General features: G+C 66.8%; 18 protein-coding genes. 6 read left to right on the top strand and 12 right to left on the bottom strand.

Annotation, left to right across the window (positions count from 1 at the left end):
- Positions 1-10 precede the first annotated feature (10 nt).
- The gene (locus tag ACETII_RS08740) at positions 11-991 is read left to right on the top strand and encodes a CHAD domain-containing protein (protein WP_472787782.1); all 981 of its coding nucleotides are present in this window, start codon (positions 11-13) and stop codon (positions 989-991) included.
- Between the two features lie 48 nt (positions 992-1,039).
- On the opposite strand, the gene ACETII_RS08735 is transcribed toward ACETII_RS08740, so the two are convergent.
- From ACETII_RS08735 to ACETII_RS08725, 3 genes are all read right to left on the bottom strand, one after another.
- A complete protein-coding gene (locus tag ACETII_RS08735) occupies positions 1,040-4,519 on the bottom strand; it encodes an acyl-[ACP]--phospholipid O-acyltransferase (RefSeq protein ID WP_472787781.1) in 3,480 nt (1,159 codons plus the stop codon).
- 87 nt (positions 4,520-4,606) lie between these two features.
- Positions 4,607-4,885, bottom strand: coding sequence for a YiaA/YiaB family inner membrane protein (locus tag ACETII_RS08730; protein WP_363350676.1), 279 nt, complete (start codon positions 4,883-4,885; stop codon positions 4,607-4,609).
- Between the two features lie 51 nt (positions 4,886-4,936).
- Positions 4,937-5,641 carry a PspA/IM30 family protein gene (locus tag ACETII_RS08725; RefSeq protein WP_472787780.1) on the bottom strand — a complete coding sequence of 235 codons (705 nt, stop codon included), beginning with the start codon at positions 5,639-5,641 and terminating at the stop codon, positions 4,937-4,939.
- Positions 5,642-5,841: 200 nt separating this feature from the next.
- Between ACETII_RS08725 and ACETII_RS08720 the strand changes: the two genes are divergently transcribed.
- From ACETII_RS08720 to ACETII_RS08710, 3 genes are all read left to right on the top strand, one after another.
- Entirely contained in the window at positions 5,842-6,471 is a 630-nt protein-coding gene (locus ACETII_RS08720) for a TetR/AcrR family transcriptional regulator (protein ID WP_363350672.1), read from the top strand.
- Positions 6,472-6,519: 48 nt separating this feature from the next.
- Positions 6,520-7,260 (top strand): sulfite exporter TauE/SafE family protein, encoded by a 741-nt coding sequence (locus ACETII_RS08715; RefSeq protein ID WP_363350670.1) that lies wholly within the window; start codon positions 6,520-6,522, stop codon positions 7,258-7,260.
- 90 nt (positions 7,261-7,350) lie between these two features.
- Positions 7,351-7,683 carry a PilZ domain-containing protein gene (locus ACETII_RS08710; RefSeq protein WP_472787779.1) on the top strand — a complete coding sequence of 111 codons (333 nt, stop codon included), beginning with the start codon at positions 7,351-7,353 and terminating at the stop codon, positions 7,681-7,683.
- Here the strand turns inward: ACETII_RS08710 and ACETII_RS08705 are convergent.
- From ACETII_RS08705 to glgB, 9 genes are all read right to left on the bottom strand, one after another.
- The gene (locus tag ACETII_RS08705; RefSeq protein ID WP_472787778.1) at positions 7,680-8,261 is read right to left on the bottom strand and encodes a DsbE family thiol:disulfide interchange protein; all 582 of its coding nucleotides are present in this window, start codon (positions 8,259-8,261) and stop codon (positions 7,680-7,682) included. The genes ACETII_RS08710 and ACETII_RS08705 overlap by 4 nt on opposite strands.
- Positions 8,258-8,410, bottom strand: a complete 153-nt coding sequence (ccmD, locus tag ACETII_RS08700; RefSeq protein ID WP_363350664.1) for a heme exporter protein CcmD — start codon at positions 8,408-8,410, stop codon at positions 8,258-8,260. Before ccmD ends, ACETII_RS08705 begins: the two co-directional genes overlap by 4 nt.
- Entirely contained in the window at positions 8,407-9,177 is a 771-nt protein-coding gene (locus ACETII_RS08695; RefSeq protein WP_363350662.1) for a heme ABC transporter permease, read from the bottom strand. The genes ccmD and ACETII_RS08695 overlap by 4 nt, the downstream gene beginning before the upstream one ends.
- Positions 9,178-9,249: 72 nt before the next feature.
- Positions 9,250-10,608, bottom strand: coding sequence for a S41 family peptidase (locus ACETII_RS08690; RefSeq protein WP_363350660.1), 1,359 nt, complete (start codon positions 10,606-10,608; stop codon positions 9,250-9,252).
- Positions 10,605-11,978 (bottom strand): murein hydrolase activator EnvC family protein, encoded by a 1,374-nt coding sequence (locus tag ACETII_RS08685; protein WP_472787777.1) that lies wholly within the window; start codon positions 11,976-11,978, stop codon positions 10,605-10,607. The genes ACETII_RS08690 and ACETII_RS08685 overlap by 4 nt, the downstream gene beginning before the upstream one ends.
- 42 nt (positions 11,979-12,020) lie before the next feature.
- Positions 12,021-16,133: a glycogen debranching protein GlgX gene (gene glgX, locus ACETII_RS08680; RefSeq protein ID WP_472787776.1), complete on the bottom strand. Its 4,113-nt coding sequence runs from the start codon at positions 16,131-16,133 to the stop codon at positions 12,021-12,023.
- A gap of 82 nt (positions 16,134-16,215) precedes the next feature.
- A complete protein-coding gene (gene glgA, locus ACETII_RS08675) occupies positions 16,216-17,694 on the bottom strand; it encodes a glycogen synthase GlgA (RefSeq protein ID WP_472787775.1) in 1,479 nt (492 codons plus the stop codon).
- The gene (gene glgC / locus ACETII_RS08670; RefSeq protein ID WP_363350653.1) at positions 17,691-18,953 is read right to left on the bottom strand and encodes a glucose-1-phosphate adenylyltransferase; all 1,263 of its coding nucleotides are present in this window, start codon (positions 18,951-18,953) and stop codon (positions 17,691-17,693) included. Before glgC ends, glgA begins: the two co-directional genes overlap by 4 nt.
- A gap of 27 nt (positions 18,954-18,980) precedes the next feature.
- Positions 18,981-21,185, bottom strand: a complete 2,205-nt coding sequence (glgB, locus tag ACETII_RS08665) for a 1,4-alpha-glucan branching protein GlgB (protein ID WP_472788141.1) — start codon at positions 21,183-21,185, stop codon at positions 18,981-18,983.
- A gap of 346 nt (positions 21,186-21,531) precedes the next feature.
- Here glgB and ffh point away from each other — a divergent pair, with 346 nt between their 5' ends.
- The gene (gene ffh, locus ACETII_RS08660; RefSeq protein WP_472787774.1) at positions 21,532-23,067 is read left to right on the top strand and encodes a signal recognition particle protein; all 1,536 of its coding nucleotides are present in this window, start codon (positions 21,532-21,534) and stop codon (positions 23,065-23,067) included.
- A 25-nt stretch (positions 23,068-23,092) separates the two neighbouring features.
- Positions 23,093-23,452, top strand: a complete 360-nt coding sequence (gene rpsP / locus ACETII_RS08655; RefSeq protein WP_472787773.1) for a 30S ribosomal protein S16 — start codon at positions 23,093-23,095, stop codon at positions 23,450-23,452.
- Positions 23,453-23,604: the final 152 nt, after the last annotated feature.

Raw genomic sequence — 23,604 nt, 5'->3', positions numbered from 1 at the left:
GACGAGCGCGATGGAACCCGCGAAGCACGGCGGCGTCGAGGGCGGAGCAGGCCGCGGGGCGACGCTACGCCTCGTGCCGGCCGCCGCCGAGGAGCCCCAAAAGGCCCGGTCGGTGAAGCTTCTTGCGAGCGATTCGGTCGAGGACGCCGCGGTCTGCGTCTTCTCGGCGTCGCTCGACCACTTCGAAGCCAATCTGCCGGCCTTCAAGGGGGACCAGTCGGCGGAAGCCGTTCATCAAATGCGGGTCGCTTTGCGGCGGCTGCGGGCGGCGATGGGTCTCTTCAAGGACGCGCTGTTCGGCGAGGCGCTGGAGGCGGCGCGGGCGCGGGCCAAGGACCTCGGCTCCGTCCTCGGCGCGGCGCGCAATTTCGACGTTTTTCACGAGATGCTCACGGCGGGGCCGGGCGAGGCCTTGAGCGACGATCCGGGCTTTTACGCGCTGCTCGACGCGCTCGAGTTGCGGCGCGCCAAGGCCTATCGCGCGGCCCGGGCGGAGCTCGAGGGGCCGCGGCTCGAAGATTTCCTGGGCGACTTCCGTAAAGCTATCGCCGAGCGGGACTGGCGCGCGGCGCCCGGCATGTCGGATGAAGGATCGGCGCGCGCTTTCGCGCGTGAGACGCTCTCGCGGCTGCGCAAGCGCGTCCTGAAGAAAACCAGGGGCCTCGCCAAGCGCTCGCCGGAAGAGCGCCACGCCGCCCGTATCGCCTTAAAGAAAGCCCGCTATGGCGCGGAGTTCTTTGAAAGCCTGTTCGACGCGGACGCGGCCGCAGAGTTCTCGGCGGCGCTCGCCAAGAGTCAGGACGGGCTCGGCGCCTTCAACGACATCGCGATGGCGGGCCGGCTGCTGGACGACGTCGACGCCGAAAGCGCCACGAGCCTGCGCCCCTCCGGCTTCGTGCGCGGCTGGTTCGCCCATGCGGCGCAAGAGGGCGCGGCGCATGCGCGTAAGACCGAAAAGAAACTCAAAAAGCTCAAGCCGTTCTGGAGTTGACTCCCCCGCCCTCTTTCGGCGCCACGGCGAGGGCCAGGGCGGCGCGCCTCACCCTGAAACCGATGACGCGGCGTCGCCGTCGATGCGGCCGAGCACGCCGTTCGGCAGCCGCGGACCGCCGCCGAGATAGCGGTTGCGCTCGCGCACCATTTTCGTCACGCCGGCGAAGTCGATCTTGCCGGAGCCGAGCAGCGGCACGCGCTCGACGCAGACGACCTCGGCCGGGATCGAGAGATCCGAGGCGCCTTTCGATTTGGCGTAGGCCATGAATTCGGCGCGGCTCGCCTCCTTCTCCTGCGTGACGAGCACGACGCGCTCGCCCTTGCGCGCGTCAATCTCCGTCGCGGCGGCGGAAATCGCCTTGGGCCAGAGTTCGGCCGCGAGCTGCTCGACGGCGGCGAGCGACACCATCTCGCCGCCGACCTTGGCGAAGCGCTTGGCGCGGCCCTTGATCGTCACAAAGCCCTGGGCGTCGATCGTGACGATGTCGCCCGTGTCGTACCAGCCGCCCTGCGGCGGCAGCAGTTCGCCGGGACGCTCGGCCTTGAGATAGCCCATCATGACATTGGGGCCGCGCACCAGGAGACGGCCGCCCTCCTCGACGCCCGGCACGGCCTCGAGCCGGGCCTCGACGCCGGGCATGAGCCGGCCCACCGTGCCGAATTTGTTGAACATCGGCGTATTGAGCGCGAGCACGGGGGCCGTTTCGGTGACGCCGTATCCCTCGAGGATGCGAATGCCGAATTTTTCGCACCAGACGTCGCGGGTCGATTGCTTCACGGGCTCGGCGCCCGCGACGACATAGCGGATCGAACGGAAGTCGTAAGGATGCGCCGAGCGCGCATAGCCCGCCAGAAACGTGTCCGTGCCGAAAAAGATCGTGGCGTTGGTGCCGTAGATCATCTCCGGCACGATGCGGTAATGCAGCGGCGACGGATAGAAATAGACCGGCACGCCGGAGATGAGCGGCAGCATGAAGCCGATCGTCAGGCCGAAGCAGTGGAACACCGGCAGCACGTTGAAGACCTTGTCCTTGCGGCCGAAGTCGATGCGCGCCGCCGCCTGCGCCGCGTTGACCAGCATGTTTCTGTGCGAGAGCGCCACGCCTTTCGGCGCGCCCTCCGAGCCCGACGTGAACAGCACGGCGGCCATGTCGTTGGACTTGCGGGGGAGGACCGGCTTTCTGTAGCGCAGGAGCGCGCCGAGCCTGTCGACGGCGCCGATGCTTGCGCGCATGTCTTCGAGATAGACGAGCGTTACTTTTTCACAGAGAGCGGCCGCGAGCCTGTCGAGCTTGCCTTTCTCGATGAAGTTTTTCGAGGTGAGAATAGTCGTCACCCGCGCCGCTTCGCAGCCCGAGAGGATATTGCTCGCGCCCGCGGTAAAATTGATCATGGCGGGAACGCGCCCGGCCGAGATCGTCGCGAGAAACGCGACGCCGGCCGCATTGGCGTTCGGCAGCATGACGCCGACGACGTCGCCCGGCGCGCCGATCCTGGCGATCCGCTCGGCGAGCGCGCGCGTGCTGACGAGGATTTTTCGATAGGTGAGCTGGCCGGCGAGCGGATCTTCGAGCGCGACGCGCGACAAGCCGTGCGTGTCGCCGGCGCGCACGACCGCCTCGAAGATCGTCTCGTCGACCTTCGTCGTGCGAAACACGAGGTCCGACATGATCTGATAAAGCGCCGCGCCCGCCGCCATGCGGCGCGCCTTGCCCTTGAGCGCCTCGTCGACCGTGAGGCGAACCGGCTCCAAAACCGTGAGCGTGAATTTGGGAAACCAGCGCCGCCGCGCCTGCTCGCGGGTCAGGCGCGAAAACATCGTCGCCTCGGGGCCGTCGATCTTCACCGGCACGACGAGGGCGCCGGATTTCTCGGCGATGAGGCCGGCGCCGTCGTAGACCTTCATCAGGCTGCCAGTGACGGTGAGGCGTCCTTCCGGAAAGATCACCAGCGGATCGCCCGCCTTCACGGCGTTGACGAGCGTGCGCGTGCCCATCGGCTTCGTCGGATCGAGCGGAATGGCGCGGGTGAAGTGAAGAAAAGGCCTCACCCACCAGCGTTTGGAAATGCCCGAGTCGATCGCGAAGACGGGATCCCTTGGCATGACCGAGAGAATCGCCGCCGCGTCGAGAAAACTGACATGATTGAGCGCGACGATCGGGTTCGGGCCCGCCTTGTCGAAATTGTCGATCCCCTTCACGTCGAGCCGGTAGAAGGCGCGAAAGAAGATCGACAGCGCGTCAAGAAAAGGGTTGGTGACGACTTTCCTCCTGATCCAGATCGCGGAGAGAAAGGCGACCGCGCCCATGCCGAGGAAAAGCTCGGCAAGCGTCACGCCCTTGCTTTGCAGAAAGGCGACCCCGGCCCCGCCCAGCGCCATGAAGGCGGCGTTGTGGACATTGACCGCCGCGACGGTGCGGGCGCGCTGATCGGCCGGGCTTTGCGCCTGAATGGCCGCGAAGGACGGAACGATCATCAGCCCGCCGGCGAGCGCCAGCAGCGCAAGGTCGATCGAGGCGCGCAGCGAGCCGGTTTGCTCGAAATAGGCGGCGATGTCGAGATTGGAAACCGAGCCCTCGGCGGCGCGGCGCAGCTCCATGACGCCGAGATCGATAGAAGCCGCGGCGATGATGGCCGCGCCGACGACGGCGGGCAGCAACACGATGCGCCCCTTGAGCAGAAAGGCGGCGAGGCCGGAGCCCACGCCGATGGCGATCGCAAAGATGGCGAGATGCAGCGTCACGACGCTTTCGGCGCCATGCAGCGACTGGGTGACGAGCGGCGGCATCAGCGACATGGCGATCGAGCCGTAGAGCCAGAACAGGCTCGTCACCGTGGTGAGGCGCTTGAGTTGCGGCGCGGCGCGCAGCGCCTTGAGCAGCCGGAAGGTCGAGCGCACGATATTGGCGTCGATCTTGAGATCGGCGGCGCCCCGCGGCGTCGAGGGGATGAACCAGGCGGCGGCGTAGGCCGCGAGCGCCACGCCCATGACCCCGCCGACGAAGCCCAAGGCCCCGAGCCGCTCGTCATGGGTCTGCATGGCGAGGCCGCCGGCGATCGTGCCCGTGAGAATCGCGAAGAAGGTCGCGCTTTCCACGAGCGCATTGCCGGCGGGAAGCTCCTCCCGCGTCAGATGGTCGGGCAGAATGCCATATTTCACCGGCCCGAACAGCGCGCCGGTGACGCCGAAGAGCAGCAGCGCGGCGAAGAGCGTCGGCACATTCTCGAAATAAAAGCCCGCGGCCGAAAGGCTCGCGACCCCTATTTCCGCCAGGCTCAGCGCTCTCGCGATTCGCGCCTTGTCGAATTTATCCGCCATCTCGCCGGCAAGCCCGGAGAGCAGAAAGAAGGGCGCGATGAAGATGGCGCCGGCGAGCGTCACCAGCGACGCGCCCTCCGAACCGCCGAATTTCGCCAAGATAAGCAGGACGAGCGCGTTCTTGAGGAAATTGTCGTTGAACGCCGCGAAGAACTGGCGCCAGAAAAGCGGCGCGAAACGGCGCGTGGCCAGAAGCGATTGCGACATGAGCTTTGTTCCAACAGGCGGGCCGGCGACATTTGACCAATGTTGACCAATGATCAAGACGCCGGCCCCTTTCAACATGATCGGTTTTCAGCCGCCAACCTTGGCGACGTCCATCAGCAGGCGCTCGGCCTTGGCGTCCTCGATCCGGTTCAAGAGCTTCTCCGCCTCGACATTGTCGCGGATCGTCTTGGCGAGGACGATGCAGGACTGCACCAGCATCACCATGCCCATGAGCAGAAAGCCCTTCATCCAGTAATCGATGGGCATGACAAACACGCCGCCGGCCATCATGGCCGCGGCGAGGCCGAAGGCGGCGTAGGAGAAGGTCACGAAAGCGGCGGAGTGCTTGATCGGCTGTGCGGTCATTGTCGTTTCTCCTTGTTGCATGCGAAGTCCCCAGCCCATGGCGGGCTTTGATCACGCGGGCGCGCTCGGCGCCGCAGCCCTCCGTCTGAGGCGGGCGAGAACATCCGCGGCGCGGGGCGCGGCTGGCGGACCGAAGCCGGCCGCCGCGAGGGTCTCCTGAAGCGTCTCGGCGGGGGCCGCGACGTCGAGAGAATCGAGCGCGGCCTCTGCGGCGCTCGCCTCCAGCTGACGCTCGCGCAGCCGCGCGAGCGTCGCCTCGGCTTCCGAAAGGGTGGCGCGATGACAGGGGGCCTCCTCCAGTCGTCCCTGACGGGCGATTCGCACCGCCTCGGCCGCCCGGGCGATCCGGCGTCCCCGGTCGAGTTCCGCGAGCCGCGCGGTCTGGCGCTGAAGAGCGCGTTCGAGCTTGCCGATCTCGACCGCAAAAGTCTGGCGCGCCGTGTCGGCGGCGGCCGCGTCGGCTTCGAGCGCCCCAATGGCGGCCGCGGCCTTTTCGGCGAGATCCTCGCGGCCGCCCCTCAGGGCCTCGACCGCGCGGCTTTCGAGCGCCTCGATCTCGGCCCGCACCGCAGAAAGTTTTTTCGCTTCGACCCCATCCTGGGCGGTCGCGAGGGCGAGCGCCTTTTTGGCGCGCGCGAGGGCTGAGGCGGCATCTCGAATCTGCTGGTCCAGAATGACCAGCGCATGGCGGTCCGCGAAGCGCTCATCGGCCTCGAACGCCCGCCCCCTCAGCAAGGTGATCACGGTCTTCAGCATGACCTGCTCCGTTTTGAACTTCGTTCAAAAAGAGGTAGCGCAACTTTGAACTTTGTTCAAGAGAAATGTTGAACTGCGTTCGAAGGCGTGCTTAACGGTTGAGCCATGCTGGAACCGCGCGCCCGCTTTGGCGGTTTGAACAAATGTCCGTGTCCGGCGCCGCCGCCGGCCCTCGCCGACTGCGCGCGGAACCCGAAAGGATGCCTTGGGTGAGCGAGACCAGGACCGAGGCCGGCGCGCAGCGCCGCTCGAAATTGCGCGAGCGTCTTCTGGACGTCGCCCGCCAATCGATCGCCGCGCGGGGGCTTGCGGGACTGAAGGCCCGCGACCTCGCCTCGGAGGCGGGGTGCGCCCTGGGCGCGATCTACACGGCCTTCGACGATCTCGACGAGCTGATCCTGCGGGTCAATCTGTCGACGCTGCAGCGTCTGGGAGAAGCGCTCGACGGCGCCCTGCGGGACGCAGAGCCGGCCGGCTCCCTGCGCGCGATGGCCCGCGCCTATCTCGATTTCGCCCGCGCCGAGGAGCCGAGTTGGCGGGCGTTGTTCGAGCATCGCCTCTCCGGCGGCGCGCCCGTGCCCGACTGGTATGTGGACGCCCGCAACCAGCTTTTCTCACGCCTCGAGACGCCGCTCGGCCAGTTGCTTCCCGGTCAGGACCAGGAGTCCCGCGCCCGCCTCGCCCGCACCCTGTTTTCCGCCGTGCACGGCGTGGTGGCGCTGGGCCTCGAACAGAAGCTCGCGGCGACCCCGCCGCAGACGCTGGACGCCCAGCTCGACGCGCTGGTCCGCCTCATCGCCGCCGGCCTCGAAAAAGAAGCGCAGGCATAACGCGCCCGGATCGCTTGCCAGGCGCGGCGCGACCTGACATAGGCGCGCATGGCTTTCCTTCTGCTCTTCGTCGTCGCGATTTGGGCCGGCGCGCAAAATGCGCTGGCCGGCGGCGGGTCGTTCCTCATTCTGCCGACGTTGATGTTCACCGGGATGGATGCGCTCGCCGCGAACATCACCTCCTGCGTCGCGCTTTTTCCCGCTCAGGTCGCCACCGGATGGACCGGACGAACGCATGCGAGAGGCGTGGGGACCGTGTCGCTCCTCTGGCTCTTCGCCATCAGCATCGTCGGCGGCGCCATCGGCGCGGTGATCCTGCTGGCGACGCCCCGCGGCCTCTTCGCCCACCTCGTGCCCTGGCTCGTGCTGTTTGCGACGGGCCTTTTCGCCTGGGGCAGCTTTTTCAGGAAGCCAGGGGAGGCCCATGGCCATCTGAGCCCGGGGGGCGCGGGGTTCGTCCAATTTCTGATTGCGACCTACGGCGGCTATTTCGGCGGCGGCGCCGGCTTTCTCATGGTCGCCGCGCTGACCATGGCGGGACAGGCCGTGCGCATCGCCAGCGCCACCAAGAACGTGCTGGCCGGGGTGATGAACGCCTCCGCCGTCGCAATTTTCCTGTTTTCGCCGGATCTGCACTGGACGCAGGCGCTGGTCACCGCGGCGGGCGCAACCATCGGGGGCGTCTCCGGCGCGCGGCTCATCCATGTGATCGACGAGCGGGTCTTGCGCCTCTTCATCATCGGCGTCGGCTCGGCGCTCACGGTCGGCCTGTTCCTCAAAGCGCCGTGAAAATTCCTTGAAACACAACGCTCGCGGGTGACGAATTGTCAAGCTTTAGGCGCGACGATCTTGTCGACGAGCCGCCGTGATTGAACCGCCATGCGTCTTTCAACCGCTGACCGACTGCGACAAAAAATTGCCCCCACGGAGGAAAAGCGCGTCGCCGCGCGCCTGAAATCCTATGTCGAGGCCTGGGCCGATCCCGGCGGGGTCAAGCCGGCGATCCCCTGCGTGGTGATCGACATTTCGACGACGGGCGCCCGGATCGACTGCAAGGCCGAATTACCCGATCAGTTCATTCTGGTCTTCGGCCAAGCGCGGCATTTGGCCAAGGTCGTCTGGCGCCGTCAGACGCTCGTCGGCGTCGCCTTCCGCAAGGGCGTTCGTCGGCCGCGCGCGGGCGCGGCCCCGAAGCTCATGGCGGAGGCCTAATTCGCCATCGCTTTTTCAATTTCCGGGATGAGAACCGTCGCCGCGGCGGAGGGCGTCAGCGGACCGATGAATTTATAGGCGATGGTTCCGTCGCCCTTGATTACGAAGGTCTCCGGCACGCCATAGACGCCGAAGTCGATGGCCGTGCGGCCGGCGGGATCGACGCCGACGCGCTGGAAAGGATTACCCGCCTCCTGAAGGAAGCCCAGGGCGTTGGCGGCTTCGTCCTTGTAGGAGAGGCCGTAGAGCTCGACGCCTTTGCCCTTCAGCTTCTCGTCGCGGGCGATCGACATCAGCGTCACATGCTCCTGGCGGCAGGGCGCGCACCAGCTCGCGAAGACATTCACGAGGCTGACATGGCCCTTACGCAAATCCGCGGTGGCGAGGCCGGGAGCGTCCAGCCCCGCGAGCGCCGGCAGATCGAACTGCGGCGCGGGTTTGCCGATCAGCGCTGAAGGGATGCGCGAGGCGTCGCCGGAGAACAGCCGAACGAGAAACAGCGCCGCGAGCAGCGCAAAGAGAACGAGCGGCAGGAAGCGCAGCGGCGAACGCTGCGACGCGGTCAGCGGCTCGCTCACGCAGCGCCTCCGTCCTGGTCGCGCGCCGTAAAGCGCGCGAGCTCCGCCTTGAGGCGCCGATAATCGAGGATGATACGCGCCGCCATGCCGCCGATGGTGAGAAAGGCGATCGCATAGGCAGCCGCGACGTAGCTTGCGTGGTCGCTCATTGCGCGGCCTCCAGCGAGGGCGAACCGCCTTCGTCCCGCGCGCCCTCCTGCAGCGCCTGAAGCGACAGTCGCGCCAGGCGGCGGCGCAGGATTTCGTTGCGGATCGCCATGAAATAAAGGGTGAGGAACAGGAGCGTCGCCGCGAGCGCCATGACCAGAAGCGGCCACAGCATCGCGCCCGAGATCGTCGGCCCGCCGATGCGGAAGACGGAGGCCGGCTGATGCAGCGTATTCCACCAGTCGACCGAATATTTGATGATCGGAATGTCGATCGCGCCGACCAGCGTCATGATCGAGGCGACGCGCGCGCCGCGCGGCGTGTCGTCCATCGTCTGGCGCACGGCGATGAGGCCGAGATAGAGCAGGAACAGCACCAGCATCGAGGTGAGCCGCGCGTCCCATACCCAGTAGGTCCCCCACATCGGCTTGCCCCACAACGACCCGGTGACGAGGCAGACGAAGGTGAAGGCGGCGCCGAGCGAGGCGGCGGTCTTTTGCGCGGCGTCGGCGAGCGGATGCTTCCACACGAGCACGCCGAGCGAGGCGGACGTCATCGCCACATAGGCGAAAAGCGCCAGCCAGGCCGCGGGCACGTGAATATACATGATGCGCACGGTTTCGCCCTGCTGATAATCGGGCGGCGCGGTGAAGGCGCCGTAGAGCCCGATTGCAAGGAGGACCAGCGTGACGCCGGCGAGCCACGGCAGGACGATGCGCGCGAAATTCAGAAAGCGCGTCGGATTGGCGTAGTCGAGAATATTCGGCATCTTCCGACCTGATAAACGAAAGCGGACGCCGCTGCACGGCGCCCGCTGTCTGGAGCCTTTGGTCCGCCGCGCTTAATTGGCCTTGGTCGCGGCCTTTGTCGAGTCCTTGGCGACGTCCTTGGACTGTTCCGCCAGGATCTGAGCCTTGGACTTGCCATGGAGCAGGTCGATGGCGGCGATGAGCTGCTTGTCCTTCTTCTCGTCCGGCGGCACATAGGCCTGCGAGCCCGTCTTCTCGTCCTCGCCGTTCTTCAGATGGCCCTTGAGCGAGGCTTCGCCCTTGGTGTCGTCCTTGCCCTTCAGCTCGTCCGGGACTTCCTGCAGGATCACCATGTCGGGATCGATGCCCTTGGCCTGGATCGAGCGGCCGGACGGCGTGTAATAGCGCGCCGTGGTGAGGCGCAGCGCGCCGCTGGCGCCGCCGAGCGGGATGATGGTCTGCACCGAGCCCTTGCCGAAGGAGCGCGTGCCGATCAGCGTGGCGCGCTTGTGGTCCTGCAGCGCGCCGGCGACGATCTCGGACGCCGAGGCCGAGCCGCCGTTGATCAGCACCACGACCGGCTTGCCCTTGGAGAGATCGCCGGGACGGGCGTTGTAGCGCTGGGTCTCGTCGGCGTTGCGGCCGCGCGTCGACACAATCTCGCCCTTGTCGATGAAGGCGTTGACGACCTGGATCGACTGGTCGAGCAGGCCGCCCGGATTGTTGCGCAGGTCGATGATATAGCCCTTGAATTTGTCGGCCGGGATTTCCTGCGCATATTTGGCCATGGCGTTGCGCAGGCCGTCCGCGGTCTCCTCGTTGAACTGCGAGATGCGGACATAGGCGATGTCGTCGTCCTGTTTGCGCGCGCGCACGGATTTGATGTGGATCTCGGCGCGGGTCAGCTTGACGTCGAGCTTGTCCTTGTCCTTGCCGCGGTAGATCGTCAACTTCACCGGCGTGTTGATGGCGCCGCGCATCTTGTCCACGGCCTGATTGAGCGTCATGCCTTGCACGCTCTCGTCGTCGATGGCGCCGATCAGGTCGCCCGACATGATGCCCGCGCGCGACGCGGGCGTGTCGTCGATCGGCGTCACGACCTTCACGAGGCCGTCTTCCTGCGTCACTTCGATGCCGAGCCCGCCGAATTTGCCCTCGGTCTGGGTCCGCATGTCCTTGAAGCCCTTGGCGTCGAGGTAGCTCGAATGCGGATCGAGCGAGGTCAGCATGCCGTTGATGGCGTTTTCGACAAGCTTCTGCTCGTCGGGCTTCTCGACATAGTCGGCGCGAACCTTGTCGAAAACGTCGCCGAACAGACTCAGGAATTTATAGGTGTCGGCGGTGGCCGCCACCGCCGGCGTGCCAATCAACGCCCGCGCTTGCTGGCCAAGCGTCGCGCAACCGGCGCCGATGGCGATTCCGGTAGCGAGTAGAGCAGTTTTGCGAATCATCCGCCGACCTTCCGACTGTCTGACCTGGCCCACCATGGGCTCGAGTCGATCGAGGTTCCGTCCTTGCGGAACTCGACATACAAAATGGGTTGTTTCGCGCCGATCGCGATGGTCGCCGCCGTCTGCGCGGCTCCGTCTCCCATGCTGGCCACCGGCTCTCCCGCCAGGACGAATTGTCCGACGTTCACATTCGAGCGACTCATGCCGGCCAGGACCACATAATAGCCGCCGCCCGCGTTAATGATCAAGAGTTGTCCATAAGTTCTGTAAGGACCTGAAAAGGCGACCCATCCGTCGCAGGGCGCGACCACCACGCCATTGTCGCGCGCGCCGATGAAATAGGCTTTTTCCTTGCCGCCGAAACCGTCGGGCGCGCCGTAGCGCTTGAGCACCGACCCCGCGACCGGAAAATTCAGCTTCCCCTTGAGATCGGCGAAGGAAACGGCGGGCGCGAGCCGCGCCGGGTCCTTGAAGGGGGCGGCCAGCGCTTTCTGGCGCTGCTCTTCGTCGAGCTTCGCCTGCGCGGCGGCCCGCTCGGCGTCGGCCTTGCGCGCGGCCTCGGCGGCCTGGCGCGCGGCCTCGCTTTCGGCCTCCATGCGCGTGATGAGCTCTTTCAGGCTCGTCGCCTGGCGCGCCAGTTTCTCGACGCGCGCGCTTTCGCTCTGCAGCGCCGACTGCGCCGCGGAGAGGGCTTCCTGGCGCATGTCGATGAGCGCGCCGAGTTTTTCGCGCTGCTCGGCGAGCGCCGTCTTTTCTTTCGTCAGGCGCGCCTGCTCCTGCCGCACGCCGTCGCGCAGCCGCACGAGCTCGGTTAGATCCGTTTGCAGCGCCTGCGCTTCCGCGCGCATCTGCGGCAACAGATCGCCGAGCGCCAGCGCGGCGCGCAACGCGTCGAGCACGTCCTGCGGCCGAGCGAGCAGCGCGGGCGGCGGACGCCGGCCCATGCGCTGCAGAACCATCAGCACTTCGACGATCGTGGCGCGGCGGCCTTCAAGTGAATCGACGATGGCCTTTTCCTGCAGCCCGAGCCTTTCGAGCCGCGTCTCGATCTCGGCGGCGCGGGCCTCGGTCTCCTGGAGCCGGCCCGTCGCCTCGATCAGCGTCTTGTTGAGATTTTCGCGGATCGCCGCATGGGCGGCCACGTCCTGTTCGAGCTTGCGCGCGCGCTCCTTGCTTTCGCCGATGACGTCCTCGACGCCGCGCAGCTCGAGCCGCCGGATGGTGAGATCAGAACCGTCTGCGGGCGTCGCCGCCTTCTCCTCGGCGCGCGCGGCGAGCGAGGCGACGGCGACCGCGGAGGCGAAAGCGAGGCCGCCGACCGCGCGCCTGCGCATGTCGCCAACCCGAAACCGCTCCGCCGATGCCGTCATGCGCGCCGCAGATCCTTCGTCTTTGAAAAAAACTGGCCCGAACTATGGCCCGGCAATCTGGTCCACATTGCGGCGGAGGGCGGAAACAACCGCGCCCGCCCGCGGCAAGGTAAATAGCGCTTCGATTGCGGGTTGCAGCTTGCGTCGCCAGTTCGGCCGCTCGCGGTCGGTTCCGGGCAGATTGACGGCGACGCCTTCGCCGGCGAGATCGTCGAGCTGCGCCACGGCGAGAAGCGCGGGCGTGCGCGCTGCGAACGCATGCAGCGCCTGCGCCAGCGCGTCGTCGAACGGCGTCTCTACGTCGCGCGGCGCGATAAGTCTCTCGGCCTGCAAGGCGCCGATGAGGGCGCGCCTGTCTCTCGCCCGCGCCTTCCGCTCCTCCGCGGCGGCTTGCGGCGAAAGCAGCGCGAGACGCTCTTTCTCGTCGATGTCGGCTTCTTCCCACCAGCCTCGTAACGTCGGCAGATCATGCGTCGAGACGCAGGCCATGGCCTTTTCCGGATAGTCGCGCGGCGCCACGAAGCCTGCGCCGGCGCGCTCGAACCAGAGCACCCGATAGCTCAGGACATGCGCAGCGTCGAGACGCTCCCTGAAGCCCCAGGGCAGCGTGCCGAGGTCTTCGCCAATAACGGCGCAGCGCGTCCGGACGCTTTCGAGCGACAGCTGCGCGAGCAGCGCGTCGAGCGGATAGGAGACATAGGCGCCCTCGCCGGCCTTTGCGCCCTCCGGCACGAGGAAGAGCCGCGCGAGCCCCATCACATGGTCGATGCGCAGCGCGCCGGCGTGGCGCATGTTGGCGCTGAGCAGCTCGGCGAAGTCGGCGCCGCCGTCAGCTTCGATCGCCAGCGGATTGGGCGCGGGCAAGCCCCAATTCTGGCCGTCGCGGCTGAAGGGATCGGGCGGCGCGCCGATCGAAAAGCCCGCGATGAGATGCGCGGCCTTGCGCCAGCTTTCCGCGCCGTCGGGAGCGGCGCCGATGGCGAGGTCGCGGCAAAAGCCGAGCGAAAGACCCGCTTGCTGCGCAGCCGCGGCGGCCCCAAAGAATTGACTATCGGCGACCCACTGCAGGAATGCGTGAAATCGAAGACGCGGCGCATGTTGATCCGCGATAGCGGCGAGCGCGGCCGCTTGCGCGTCGCGCAAGGCCTGCGGCCAGCGCCGCCAATCTTCGCCGCGCCTCGTCTCGCTGATCGTCTCGAAAAGCGCAAAGCGCGTCAGCGCCTCGCCGCCATCGGCGCAAAAACGGGCGAAGCCTGCGACGGGCGCCGCGCCCGGCTGGCGTCGCGCCAGATCGTCGAATTGCGCAAAGGCCGTTTCGAGCGCGCGCTGCTTGAGCGCCTGAACGGCCGGATACTCGACCATGTCGCGCGAGGACAATGCGCGGGCGCTTTCAGGGTCAGATGCGGCGCCGGGGCAATCGGCGAGGTCGATGTAAAGCGGATCGAGAAAGCGCCGGTCGGAAGGGTAATACGGGCTCGCCCGCGTGCGGTCCTGCGAAAACAGCGCATGCAGGGGATTGAGGGCGACGAGCGCCGCGCCGGCCTTGGCGCTTTCCTCGCCGAGCCGACGCAGCGTCGTGAAATCGCCCATGCCCTGATCGCCGTCGCGGCGCAAAGAATAGAGCTGCGCCGAAAAGCCGAACGCGCGGCCTTCGGGAAGATGACAATGCCCCGGCGCGACGATGAGACGGCAGGTTGCGCCATCCTCGGCGCGGAGGTCGTAACGACCTGCCGGAAGCGGCGGCAATGACGCCCGGCGGCCGTGGCTCCGGACGCCGTCCGCGCCAAGCCAGGCGCAGGGCGCCACGTTCGACAGGACCAGCGGCTCTTCGTGTCCGTCTTCATGCGCGAGCGTCAGACGCGCGGGAATCTGCGCGCCGAGGCGCAGCGTCACAGGCGCATGTTCGCGACCGACGAGATGTTGCGGCAAGGCGCGGCGATCGCGCATTTGCGCCAGACGCAGCAGACTGTCGCGCGCGTCAGTCCGGCTTCGCGCGGGCAGGCCGAGCCGGGTGAGCAGCGCAAGCAGCGTGTCGCGCGGGACCTGATGGTCGACGCCGTCGACGTCGCGCCAGTGAGTGGCGACGCCCGCCGCCTCTGCGAGCCGCGCCATCAGCGCGTCGTCGGGCGCGGGCAAGCGAGCCGGCGCAGCGCTCTTTTCTTCGACGAGCAAGACCGCGGTCCGCGCCGGAGCCGTCACATCGCCCGCTTCAACTCTCGCCTCGCCCTCAGAGGCGTCGAAGGCCAGGCGCCAGCAATAGCCGTCGCGCGCCTTTGGCGCCGTCACGCCACAGGGCGCGGCGTCTCTGTGAAGAATGACGAGAACGCGGTCGCCCTGCGCATAAAGCGTTGCGATCAGAGTCGGCGCGTCGCCTCGGCGCCAATCTTCCTCGCGCATCGGCGCGCCGTCGGGCCGTCGCCAGTCTACATCCGGGATGAGGGAATCGTCCTGGGCGGCGCCGTCGAGGAAGCGATCGTCCCTCAGCGCGGGATGCGCCTTGCGCAGCGCAATGAGTTTCGCCGTCGCCTCGATCAGCCCGGCGTCCGCCAGCGTCCAGTCGATCCAGCTCGTTTCGTTGTCCTGCGCATAGGCGTTGTTGTTGCCGTTCTGCGTATGGCCGAGCTCGGCGCCCATGGCGAGCATGGGCGTTCCCCGCGAGAAGAAGAGCGTCGCCAGCAGATTGCGTTGGTCCCGCTCGCGCGCCGCGATGATGTCAGGCTCATCGCTCTCGCCTTCCACGCCATTGTTCCAGGAGAGATTGTCGGTTGTCCCGTCGCGATTGTCCTCGCCATTCCCCTCATTGCCCTTACGTTCATAGGTGACGAGGTCGCGCAGCGTGAAGCCGTCATGGGCCGTCACGAAATTGACGCTGCTGGACGGACGTCGGCGCGCAAACAGGTCCTCCGAGCCCGCGAACCGCGTCGCCAATTCTCCAACGCCCGCGGCGTCTTTGCGCCAGAAACGCCGGACGCTGTCGCGATAGCGGTCGTTCCATTCGGCGAAGGGCGCCGGGAATTGCCCGAGACGATAGCCGCCCGGACCAAGATCCCAGGGCTCGGCGATGAGCGTGAGCTCGCGCAGCAGCGGATCCTGCCGCAACGCCGTCAGGAAAGGCGCGTCGGGATCGAAGCCCGAAGGGAAGCGCCCCAGCGTGGTCGCGAGATCGAAGCGGAAACCGTCGACGCCGCCAAAGGTCGCCCAGGCGCGCAGCGCGTCCATGGCGAGCCGCACGACGGCTGCGCGCTCGAAGGCGAGAATATTGCCGCAGCCGGCGTCATTGACATAGCGCGACTTCTCCTCGGCAAGCCGGTAATAGGTAGCGTTGTCGAGACCGCGCAGGGAAAGCGTCGGCCCGAATGCGTCGCTTTCTCCGGTATGATTGAAGACGACGTCGACGATCACGTCGAGGCCTGCTTCGTGAAGCGCCTCGACGGCCGCGCGCACCTCGTCCCACCCGCCGGGCGCCAGGCGCGGATCGGGCGCCATCCAGGCGATCGGATTGTAGCCCCAGTAGTTGGCGAGGCCCAACGGCGGCAGATGGCGTTCGTCGATCCAGGCCGCGCAGGGAAGCAGCTCGATCGTCGTGACGCCCAGTCTTTTCAAATGCGCGATCGCCGCCTCATGCGCGAGGCCGGCGAACCGTCCGCGCAATTGCTGCGGAATATCGGGATGCGCGGCGGTGAAGCCCTTGACGTGAAGTTCATAGATAATCGCATTTCGCGGCGCCTGGCGCGCAAGCTTCTGCGCCGCAGGCCGCGGCCGGCTCATCACCGCTTTGGCGACGAAGGGCGCGCTGTCGTCTGCGGCGGTCTCGCCGAATGCGAACTGGCTGGGATGCAGCCGCGGCGCCCGGTCGAGCGCGAGCGCGTAAGGGTCGATGAGAAGCTTCGCGCCGTTGAAGCGATGCCCCTCCGCCGGCGCGTCAGGGCCATAAGCTCGAAAGCCATAGCGCTGTCCGTCGTCGAGCCCGGCGACATGGCCGTGAAAGACGTCGCCGGTGCGGGCGGGAAGCCTGATGCGCGCCGTCTCGCGGTCGTCGGCGTCGAACAGGCAAAGCTCGATCTCGTCGGCGTGGGCGGAAAAAACGGCGACATTGGCGCCCGTCTCGTCGAGCGTGACGCCGAGCGGCTCGGGTGCGCCTGTCGTGATCTGCATTCAGGCTCCCTCGCGAACCCTCCCCCGCCTTGCGGGAGAGGAAATCAGACCGTCGACTTCAAAGAGGATGAGCACGCCCGCTTCAGCGGGGGAGGGACAGGGAGGGGACGGCGTCCCCCGAGACCGCCTCACGGTAAAGCGCCGCATAACGCCGCGCGGGATGGCGCCAGGACACGTCTGTCTTCATGCCGTTGACCTGCAAGCTGCGCCACGTCTCTTTATCCCTGAAAACCCTCTCGGCCTGGCGCAGCGCAAGGGCGAGCGCCTCCGCCGAGGGCGGCGAGAATTGAAAGCCTGTCGCGACGCCGGCCTGCAGCGCCATCTCATTGGCGTCGACAATCGTGTCTTTCAGGCCGCCGAGGCGCGAAACGATTGGGACTGCGCCATAGCGCAGCGCGTAAAGCTGCGTCAGGCCGCAGGGCTCGAATCGCGAGGGAACGAGAAAAGCGTCGGCCCCCGCCTGAATGAGATGCGCCATGTCCTCGCTGTAGCCGATGGTGACGGCGACGCGGCCAGGATAGGCGTCCTGCGCCGCGAGAAAGCTCTCCTCGAGATGTTTGTCGCCCGTCCCGATCAAAGCAAGCTGCACGCGGCGCGCCATCAGCGCGGGCAGCGTGGCGAGCAGCATGTCATGGCCCTTTTGCCAAGACAGCCGGCTCACCACGCCCAGCAGAAAAGCCTCGGGGTCCGCATCGAGATGCAAGCGGCGCTGAAGCGTCGCCTTGTTTTTCGCGCGGCGGTCGAGGCGCCCCGCGTCATAGCGGGCGGCGATGCGGGAATCTGTCGCGGGGCTCCATACCGCTTCGTCGACGCCATTGAGGATGCCGCTAACCACATTCGCGCGCGCGCGCAACAGGCCGTCGAGCCCCATGCCGAATTCGGGGGTTTCGATCTCGAGCGCGTAACTCGGCGACACCGTCGTGATGCGGTCGCAAAGCTGGAGGCCAGCCTTCAAGAAGCCGATCGCGCCGTAATATTCGACGCCTTCCATCTGGAACGATTGCGGCGGCAGGCGCAGATCGTCGAGCAATTCCTTGGCGAATTGTCCCTGAAAGGCGATGTTATGCACCGTGACGACTGTCGCGGGCCGCGGCCGGCCGCTGTAATGGAGATAGGCGGGCGCGAGCGCCGCCTGCCAGTCATGCGCGTGCAGAACGTCGGGAAGGAAATCCGCAAGCGCCCCTTGCGCGATCTCGGCGCCGACCCAGGCGAGCGCGGCGAAGCGGAAGGCGTTGTCGGAATAGTCGACGCTCTTCGCGTCGGTATAGAGTCCGCCCGCGCGCGCATAGAGATGCGGCGCGACGAGCGTGTAGATAACATCTTCGCCCAGGCGTCCCTCATGCAGCCAGGCCGGGCCGCCGAAGAGATCGTCGAAGGCAAGCGACGTCTCGCCCGCCCCGAGCGCGGCGATAACGTCCGGATAGCCGGGAAGCAACGTGCGCGTCTCGACGCCCTCGGCGCGCAACGCCGCCGGCAGCGCGCCCACGACGTCGGCGAGCCCCCCCGTTTTGACGAGCGGGCTCATCTCCGAGGCGACGGCGAGAACCTCGAGCGGCTTCATGTCGCAAGCCTGTCGAGCATCGGCTGGGTGATGAGGCAGACGCCCTGTTCGGTGCGGCGGAAGCGCTGCGCGTCGAAATCCGGGTCTTCGCCGACCACGAGACCCTGCGGGATGCGCACGCCGCGATCAACCACCACATTGGTGAGGCGCGACGAGCGGCCGATGTCGACATAGGGCAGGATCACCGCGTTCTCGACCGTGGCGTAAGAATTCACGCGCACGCCGGTAAAGAGCAACGAGCGGCGCAGCGTTGAGCCCGAGACGATGCAGCCGCCGGAGACGAGAGAGGACAGCGCCTGTCCGCGCCGGCCCACCTGGTCGTGGACGAATTTGGCCGGCGGCGTGATTTCGGCGTAGGTCCAGATCGGCCAGTTGCGGTCATAAAGATCGAGCTGCGGCGTGAAGTCGGTGAGATCGATATTCGCCGCCCAATAGGCGTCGACCGTGCCGACGTCGCGCCAATAGGCGTGCTGCTCGCTCGCCGCGCGCACGCAGGAGCGCGAGAAGTGATGCGCGACGGCTTTGCCGTGCTTCACGATATAGGGAATGATGTCCTTGCCGAAGTCATGCGTCGAATGGGCGTCGTCGGCGTCGCGGCGCAACTGGTCATAGAGGAATTTCGCCTCGAAGACATAGATGCCCATGCTCACGAGCGATCGGTCCGGACGATCCGGCATGGCCGGCGGATCGGCGGGTTTTTCGTAGAAGGCGACGATGCGGTCGTCGTGATCGACCTGCATGACGCCAAAGCCCGAGGCCTCGCTGCGCGGCGCCTCGAGACAGCCGACCGTCACGTCAGCCCCTTGCTCGACATGCTGCTGCAGCATGTATTCGTAATCCATCTTGTAAACATGGTCGCCGGCGAGCAGCACGATGTATTTGGGGTCGTAGCTCTCGACGATGTCGAGGTTTTGAAAGACGGCGTCGGCCGTGCCGAGATACCAGTGATCCTCCGAGACGCGCTGGCTCGCGGGCAGAATGTCGAAGCTCTCGTTGCGCTCGGTGCGGAAGAAACTCCAGCCGCGCTGCAGATGGCGAATGAGGCTATGCGCCTTGTACTGGGTCGCGACGCAGATGCGGCGAATGCCGGAATTGAGCGCATTGGAGAGCGCGAAGTCGATGATGCGGGATTTGCCCCCGAAATAGACGGCGGGCTTGGCGCGCCGATCGGTCAATTCCATCAGCCGCGAGCCGCGGCCGCCAGCGAGCACATAGGCCATGGCGTAGCGCGCGAGCGGCGCATTGTCATAGGCGGCCATGCGGTGCGTCCTGTTTAAGTGAGAGCGTCATTCCAGGCCATCGTCGGGTTCGAAGAACATTGTGGAAAGCGGCGGGATTTCGAGATCGGCGCAGGCCGGAAAACCCGCGAAGCCTTCCGCCCGCGCTGTAATTGCGCCGAGATTGCCCATGCCGGAGCCGCCATAAGCGGCGGCGTCGGAATTGAGGATCTCCCGCCAGCGTCCCGCGCGCGGCAGGCCGAGCCGATAGGCGTGGCGCGGCACGGGCGTGAAATTCGAGACGACGAGAACGGGCCGCGCGCGATCGTCGCCGTAGCGCAGAAAGGCGAAAACCGAACTCTCCGCGTCGTCGACGACGACCCATTCGAATCCCTCGCTCTCGCAGTCGCGCGCATGGAGCGCCGCGCGGCTGCGATAGAGGCGATTGAGGTCGCGCACATAGTCCTGCAAGCCCCGGTGCGGCGCATATTGAAGCAGGCCCCAATCGAGCTCACCCGCATAATCCCATTCGCGCGTCTGGCCGAACTCCTGGCCCATGAACAGGAGCTTCTTGCCCGGATGCCCCCACATGAAGCCGTAATAAGCGCGCGCGCCGGCGAAACGGCGCCAGTCGTCGCCGGGCATTTTGGAAAGGATCGAGCCTTTGCCGTGCACGACTTCGTCATGGGAGAGCGGCAGCACGAAATTCTCCGCGAAGGCGTAGAGCAGGCCGAAGGTCAGCTCATTGTGGCGCCATTTTCGATAGACAGGATCGGACGACATGTAGCGCAGCGTGTCGTTCATCCAGCCCATGTTCCATTTGAAGCCGAAGCCGAGCCCGCCGGAAGAGGTCGGCAGCGTGACCCCGCCCCAGGCGGTCGATTCCTCGGCCGCCGTCACGACGCCGGGGTAAAGCCCGTAGACGAGTTCGTTGAACCTTTGAAGAAAGCGCACGGCGTCGCGGTTGTCGTTGGAGCCGTCGGGATTGGGCGCCCATTCCCCCGCCTTGCGCGAATAATCGAGGTAGAGCATGGAGGCGACGGCGTCGACGCGCAATCCGTCGATATGGAAACGATCGAGCCAGTAGAGCGCGTTGGCGATGAGAAAATTGGCGACCTCCCGCCGCCCATAGTCATAGATCGCCGTGTTCCAGTCGGGATGGAAGCCGCGGCGCGGGTCGGGGTGTTCGTAGAGCGGCCCGCCGTCGAACTGCGCCAGCCCGTGTTCATCCGTCGGGAAATGCGCCGGCACCCAGTCGAGGATCACGGAAAGGCCGGCCTGATGGGCGCGGTCGACGAAGCGGCGGAAGCCCTGCGGATCGCCGTGCCGGCGCGTCGGCGCGAACAGGCCGATCGGCTGATAGCCCCAGGACGCGTCGAGCGGATGCTCGTTGACCGGCAGAAGCTCGATATGGGTGAAGCCCATGTCGGCGACATAGGGCACGAGCGCGTCGGCGAGTTCGTCATAGGTGAGGAAGCGCCAGCCTTCCGCCTTGCGCCAGGACGGCAGATGAACCTCGTAGATCGACATGGGCGCGCGGCGCGGATCGTTGTTGGCGCGCGCGCGCATATGAACGTCGTCGCCCCATTCGTAAGGCGCGTTGGCGGCCACGACCGAAGCGGTCGAGGGTCTAAGTTCAGATTCGAAGCCGAACGGATCGGCCTTGAGCGGCAGCAATTCGCCATGTCTTCCGATAATCTCGTATTTGTAGACGGCGCCTGCGCCGACGCCGGGGATGAAAATCTCCCAAACGCCGCTGTCGACGCGCTTGCGCATTTGCGCGCGGCGCCCGTCCCACTGGTTGAAGTCTCCGACCACTGATACGCGTTGCGCGTTGGGCGCCCAGACGGCGAAATTGGTCCCCTCGACGCCTTCATGAACGACAAGCTGCGCGCCGAGCCGCTCATAGAGTTTCTGATGTTCGCCCGCGACGAGCAGATAGTCGTCCAGTGGGCCGAGGAACGGCGGGAAGGCGTAAGGGTCGGCGAAGCGCCAGGCGCCCGTCTCGTTTTCGGCGGCCAGGAGATAGGGGCCCCGCTTGTCGAGCGTCGTCAGCGCTTCGAAGAAGCCCGCGTCGTGGACGCGGTCGAGAACGGCGATTTCCCGCCCGTCCGGCGTTTCGGCCGTGAGCCTTTGCGCGCCGGGCGCGAAGGCGCGGATTACGAAGCCCTCGGGGGTCTCGTGCAGGCCCAGCAGCGCGAAAGGATCGCCGTGGCGGGCGGCGAGGATGGCCGCGATCTCGTCGGGTTTGGCCCGCCAGCTCTGTGTGCGCATAAGAAGCCGATGATCCGCGAAGGCCGAGAGGCTCGCAAGGAGCGCCTGTCGGATTTTCAACAGATGATGGCCCGACAGGCGCCGCCGGGGAAGCCCCCGCGCGACGCCAGACTGTCGCATCTGTCGTCGCTTTCGCCGCGGGGCGCGGACGGCCCGGCTCGACAGCATTGACAGAGCGGCCCCGCCGCCCCTAAAAAGCGGGTCAATCTCGGTAAGAGAAAACTGTTCAACAGCCCAGCCGTCCGGTAGAGGCGGCAGGCCAACGCCCGGCAGCGCGATGCGCCCCCGGGCGCGTTTTGCTTTGGAGCGGCGGTTGGCGACAAGCCCGCGCCGCAGGAGAGACAACATGTTCGAGAGCCTTTCCGACAAGCTCTCCGCCGTATTCGACAGGCTGACGCGGCGCGGGTCGCTGACCGAGGCCGACGTCAACGAGGCCCTCAAGGAAATTCGCCGGGCGCTGCTCGAGGCCGACGTCGCGCTCGACGTCGTGCGCTCCTTCGCCGACAAGGTGCGCGACCGCGCCGTCGGCGCCGGCGTCGTCAAATCGGTCTCGCCCGGCCAGATGGTCGTCAAGATCGTCAACGACGTGCTGATCGAGACCCTGGGCGAAACGACGGAAGCGATCGACCTCGCCGCCAAGCCGCCGGTCGCGATCATGATGGTCGGCCTGCAGGGCGCCGGCAAGACCACGACCACCGCCAAGATCGCCAAGCGCCTCAAGGAGCGCCACGGCAAGCGCGTGCTCATGGCCTCGCTCGACGTGAAGCGTCCGGCCGCGCAGGAGCAGCTCGCCGTGCTCGGCCGCCAGGTCGAGGTCGACACGCTGCCGATCGTCGCAGGGCAGACGCCGATCCAGATCGCCCGCCGCGCCATGGAGGCGGCGCGTCTGGAAGGCTACGACGTCGTGCTGCTCGACACGGCCGGCCGCACCCATATCGACGAACCGCTCATGCAGGAGATGGCGGACATCAAGTCCTACGCCAGCCCGCATGAAATCCTGCTCGTCGCCGACGCGCTCACCGGCCAGGACGCCGTCAATCTCGCCAAGAGCTTCGACGAGCGGGTCGGCATCACCGGCATCGTCCTGACGCGCATGGACGGCGACGGCCGCGGCGGCGCGGCGCTCTCCATGCGCCACGTCACCGGCAAGCCGATCAAGCTCATCGGCGCCGGCGAGAAGATGGACGCGCTCGACGAATTCTCGCCGCAGCGCATCGCCAACCGCATTCTCGGCATGGGCGACATCGTCGCCCTCGTCGAAAAGGCGGCGGCCGCGATCGACGCCGAGGAGGCCCGCAAGGCCGCGGCGCGCATCGCCAAAGGCAAATTCGACCTTCAGGACCTTTGCGACCAGCTCGCGCAGGTCGAAAAGCTCGGCGGCTTCGGCGGCATCATGGGGCTTCTCCCCGGCGTCGCAAAGATGAAGGACCAGATCGCCAAGGCCAATCTCGACGAAAGCCTGATCAAGCGCCAGCGGGCGATCATCCTCTCCATGACGCCGCAGGAGCGGCGCAACCCCGACCTTCTCAAGGCCTCGCGCAAGAAGCGCATCGCGGCCGGCGCCGGCGCGAAGGTCGAGGAGATCAACAAGCTTCTCAAGCAGCATCGCCAGATGGCCGATCTCATGAAGTCCTTCGGCGCCGGCAAGCGCGGCGGGCTCATGGGCAAGGCCGCCCAGATGATGGGGCTCGGCCCCGGCGGCATGGCGATGCCGTCACAGGAAGAATTGCAGAAGATGCAGGAGAAGCTCGGGGGGCCGCCTGCCGGCGCTCCCGGCCTTCCGGCCGCTCCCCCGGCCGATCTCCTTGCGCAGAAGCCGAGCCTGCCCGGGCTCGGCGGCGGACTGCTGAGCGGGCTCAACCCGTTCGGAAAGAAAAAGTAACCGATAAACTCACAAGGAAACTGACATGTCTCTCAAGATCCGTCTCGCCCGCGGCGGCGCCAAGAAGCGCCCCTTCTATCGCGTCGTCGTCGCCGACTCGCGCTCGCCCCGCGACGGCCGCTACATCGAGAAGCTCGGCACCTTCGACCCGCTCAAGGCCAAGGACGCCGCCGACCGCGTCGTTCTCGACGCCGAAAAAGCCAAGGAATGGCTCGTCAAGGGCGCCCAGCCGACCGACCGCGTCGCCCGCTTGCTCGACGCCGCTGGCCTGCTGAAGCGCGAGGCCCGCAACAACCCCGAGAAGGCCAAGCCGAAGAAGAAGGCCCAGGAACGCGCCGCCGCCGCGGCCGAAGCCGCCGGCGCCGCTGCGGACGCGGCGGAGTAAGGTTTCCACGTCCATTTCGGAGCCGCCGCTCGCAGGACTCCATCCCTCCCCCTTGCGGGGAGGGTGGCCCCGCGAAGCGGGGTCGGGTGGGGCTTAGCCCGCTCGAGAAATGCCTTCTGCAGCCGCGCGTTCCGCGCGGTCCCCGCCCGGCG

It is taken from the genome of Methylocystis sp. NC52PC, from assembly GCF_055698645.1.
This window is presented reverse-complemented; position numbering and strand designations above follow the sequence as displayed.